Source organism: Mesorhizobium sp., from assembly GCF_004962925.1.
Classification (GTDB): Bacteria; Pseudomonadota; Alphaproteobacteria; order Rhizobiales; family Rhizobiaceae; genus Mesorhizobium.
The window spans coordinates 22,258-26,121 of record NZ_SUEO01000066.1 but is presented as its reverse complement, the minus strand read 5'-3'; the positions used below and the strand labels follow the sequence as shown (position 1 = coordinate 26,121).

The 3,864-nt window shown below is 61.2% G+C and carries 3 protein-coding genes and 1 pseudogene; 1 reads left to right on the top strand and 3 read right to left on the bottom strand.

Going from position 1 to position 3,864, the window contains the following annotated elements; all coding sequences use genetic code 11:
- A pseudogene (locus E5W87_RS15455) lies at positions 1–144 on the bottom strand (DUF459 domain-containing protein); the annotation flags it as partial.
- A gap of 119 nt (positions 145–263) precedes the next feature.
- Positions 264–1,490: a lytic murein transglycosylase gene (locus E5W87_RS15450; protein WP_292398808.1), complete on the bottom strand. Its 1,227-nt coding sequence runs from the start codon at positions 1,488–1,490 to the stop codon at positions 264–266.
- A gap of 202 nt (positions 1,491–1,692) precedes the next feature.
- Here E5W87_RS15450 and galU point away from each other — a divergent pair, with 202 nt between their 5' ends.
- Positions 1,693–2,607: a UTP--glucose-1-phosphate uridylyltransferase GalU gene (galU, locus tag E5W87_RS15445; protein ID WP_185928333.1), complete on the top strand. Its 915-nt coding sequence runs from the start codon at positions 1,693–1,695 to the stop codon at positions 2,605–2,607.
- Positions 2,608–2,759: 152 nt separating this feature from the next.
- Here galU and E5W87_RS15440 read toward each other — a convergent pair.
- A partial coding sequence (locus tag E5W87_RS15440) for an outer membrane beta-barrel protein (RefSeq protein ID WP_292398805.1) occupies positions 2,760–3,864 on the bottom strand: 1,105 nt, incomplete at its 5' end.

The window sequence follows — 3,864 nt, the reverse complement described above, 5'->3', positions numbered from 1 at the left end:
CAGCGACCAGCCACGCCTTTGTTCTTCCTGCGCTACCGCCGGCGTATGAAAGGCGGCGGCAGTACTGACGGCCAGAACGGCAATAGCCAGAATCAGGATCGGCACGCGACGAAGGATCATCTGGATACGCGCAGCCGAAACCAATCACCCTCTCCATCCCTTAAGAGTGCCGGACCCAAGTCCAACCGTGCCGCCGCCTGAGCATCGGATTCTTCCAGAAACCGGTTTAGCTCCGATGCTCCAGGTCGTCTCCCTATGCGAGGCTAGTTCTGCCTGAGCCATTTGAGCACTTCCATGCTCGGATGTCCGTCCTGGGTCAAGCCAGCCTTCGCCTGGAAGGCCATGATGGCGGCTTTCGATCCCTCACCGATCTTGCCGTCGAACTTGCCGTCATAGTAGCCGGACTGGGAAAGCCGCTGCTGAAGCTCCTGCCTCTCCTCGAAGGAGAGCTTCGTGAAAGGCCGCTTCCAGTCCTGCACAAGCCCACCATAACCGGCGATTTCGTCGGCAAGAAGGCCAACGGCAAGCGCGTATTTGTCGGCATTGTTGTAGCGCTTGATGACCGAAAAATTCTTGATCATCAGGAAGGCCGGGCCGCCGCGGCCGCCCGGCACCTTCAGCGTGGCCTTCTCCGCACCACTCTTGAAGGACTTGCCGTTGACACGCGTGACACCCAGCGCCTGCCATTGCGACAGTGACTTCGATCCGGCCGGGAACTTCTTCCCATCGGGAAGGCTGACTTCATAGCCCCAGGTCTTGCCGGCCTGCCAGCCGTTCTTCCTGAGCAGATTGGCGGCCGTTGCCAATGCATCGGGAATCGAATTCCAGATGTCGCGCCTGCCGTCGCCGTCCATATCGACCGCATAGGCCTGATAGCTGGTCGGAATGAATTGGGTATGGCCCATGGCGCCGGCCCATGAGCCGCTGAGGTGGCTTTTGTCGATGTCGCCCCTTTGCAGGATCTTCAGCGCCGCGATCAACTGGGTGCGGGCAAATTTCGATCGTCTGCGGTCCGCATAGCCAAGCGTTGCCAGCGAACGCACGACATTTCGCATGACCTCATCGCGCTTGAGGATTTCGCCGTAGTTCGATTCCATCGACCAGATGGCCAGCAGGACGTAGCGGTCGACGCCGTATTTTGCCTCGATCCTGTCCAGCCACGGCTTCCACTTCCTGGCCATCTGCTGGCCGACCGCGACCGACTGGTCATGGACGCGGTTGTCGAAATAATCCCAGGCTGGCGCGGTGAATTCGGGTTGATAACGCGCTTTTTCCAGCACGACCGGGTCGGCATCGCTGATGCCCTGGAACGCCTGGTCGTAAACGGTGCCGGAAACGCCGCTCCGCACTGCGGTGGCGCGGAAGCTAGCCACCCATTGCCGGAAGCCGGCATCGGCAAAAGCAGATCCGGCGGGCATCAGCAAGGCGAGCGAAAGGCTGGCGGCCGCAACGACGCTTGTGAAGCGCTTTGCGGCGTTGCGAACGGACATCTTTTCCTCCTTCATCATCACAGGAAGATCATTCATCGCCGAACCCGGTTAGCAATTGGTTTACCATAGGTGCCGTTGGGAACGAAAAGGCGGGTTGGTGCTTTACGGACTACAAATTTTTCTGACCAGCCGTTCCATAATCCTCGATTCCGGCATGAAAATGTCTGGAAGCGGGATTGCCGAACAGGCTTACAAGCGGATAATTGACAGCATGAAGAGAGTTCGCAAGGCAGTTTTCCCGGTCGCCGGTCTCGGCACGCGGTTTCTCCCGGCCACCAAGGCCATACCCAAGGAAATGCTGACCGTCGTCGACAGGCCGGTCATCCAGTATGTGGTCGACGAGGCACGCGAAGCCGGGATCGAACATTTCATCTTCGTGACCGGCCGCAACAAGGCGGTCATCGAGGACCATTTCGACGTCCAGTTTGAACTCTATGACACGCTCGCCCAGCGCGGCAAGAACGACGAGCTCGCCCGCCTGCAGCGGCTGCAACCCTCGCCGGGGCAGACCAGCTTCACGCGCCAGCAGGTGCCGCTTGGCCTTGGCCATGCCGTCTGGTGCGCCCGCGAGCTCGTCGGGGACGAGCCCTTCGCACTGCTTTTGCCTGACATGATCATGCAGTCGGAGAAAAGCTGCATGAAGGAGATGGTCGAGCTCTATGCCGAGACCGGCAACAACATCGTCGCTGTTCAGGAATGCGACCCCGCCGAGGCCCATAAATACGGCATCGTCGGCCGCGGCGAGGATACGCATCACGGTTTCCGCATTACCGGCATGGTGGAGAAGCCAAAGACCGGCACGGCGCCCTCCAATCTCTACATCAACGGGCGCTACATCCTGCAGCCGGAGATATTCGGGATTCTCGAGGGCCAGGAAAAGGGCGCCGGCAACGAGATCCAGCTCACCGATGCGATGCTGAAGCTGGAGAAGCAGCAGCCCTTCTATGGCTGCCATTACCAGGGGCGCACCTTCGATTGCGGGTCGCCGGAAGGCTTTGTCGAGGCCAACGTCGCCTTCGCGCTGTGGCGCAGCGACGTCAATGGGAACATGGCGGGCGCCATCCGCAAGCTTCTCGACGAGTTGAAACCGTCAGAGCAGCGAGGCGCGGCGTTCTAGGGAGCTAACGTTCAGTCGGCCTGCAAACGGCGATTTCCTGCGCTTCCGGTACTTGCATGCTCCAACGTGGGCAGCGCTCAGGCTCTCGAAACCAGCGTTCTCGCCTCGGCCTGACCCGAATCTCGGCAACCCCAAACCTTCAATGGCTTGCTTTACGGCTGCAGCGTCACCCCGACGAAGATGCTGTGGGCCGTGTAGTCGCGGCCCTCCAGGTTGCTGGTCTGTTTTTCGGTTCTGGCGCGGGTGGTCAGTCCGGCATACCGGTTCAGCCACCACGTCAGTCCGGCCTCGGCGCTTAGCGTCAGATCATGGCCGTCGGACCCGATGTAGTCGCGCCAGTCCACGCCGAGAGCTGCGTTCCCGGTCAGGTTGGCACGGATTTCCCGCTCGCCCGTGAGGCGGCCGGAGTAAAGGATGTCGCCACTTTCGTCTGGGGTTGTCGTGCCCTCGACGGTCGTTTGTCCCGTGAGGCCGATCGTGGTGCCGCGTTCCGGCGACCATTTGAGGTCGGCGTTTACTGTGGCACCCGAAATCGCCGGCAGTTGGTCGTCGTCGATCGCTTCCCGCAGCCAGCCGGCCGAGAATTCGCCGGCAAGCTTCTCGCCGAGGTCGAGTTCGGCGCCGGCCCGTACGCCAAGCCGTGTCGAGGATCGTTCGAAACCATTGGGATCGACGCGCAAATCATAGACCCGACGGCCGATTTCGACCTCGGTGAAAGGCGTGATGGCGGGAGAAATCTCATAGCCGGTACGCAAGGTGGCGGTATAGAGCGTCGAGTCGCGGGCTTTCTGCGACACCGTTCCGCCCGTCGAAAGCTTGGCGTCGCCATAGATGTCGCGTTCGACCGCGCCGGTCAATGCAAAGCGCATCTTGCCGGCATCCTTCTCGACCGCGAGGCTGCCGTCAAAGGTCTGGCGCACCGGCTGCTCGATGGTGCCTTCGACGACGACCGGCGACGAAGCCGATTCCGGCGCCGCCTCGTAACCGAGCTTGGCGATGGCGCGCAGATCGTTGTCGAGGTCGACATTGAGCGTGCCGTCGACTCGGCCTCGCAACTCCTGGATCTCGTCGCCCGATATGGTCTTGAGAAAGGTGCCGTAGCCATCGATGACAGCCGAATTCTCTCGCCAGTCGGAGACGGCATTGAAGCGCAGCGTCGTTTCCGATAGCAGTGCCGGCTCGCCGTCGGCGCTTGAATCGGCATTCGACGATGCCGTCAGGCCTTGCTCGAGCGTCGGCCTGATCACGAAGGAACCG

Bases quoted from the DNA above. Each gene is read 5' to 3' on its own strand.
- E5W87_RS15450 (WP_292398808.1), bottom strand. From the start codon at position 1,490: ATGTCCGTTCGCAACGCCGCAAAGCGCTTCACAAGCGTCGTTGCGGCC.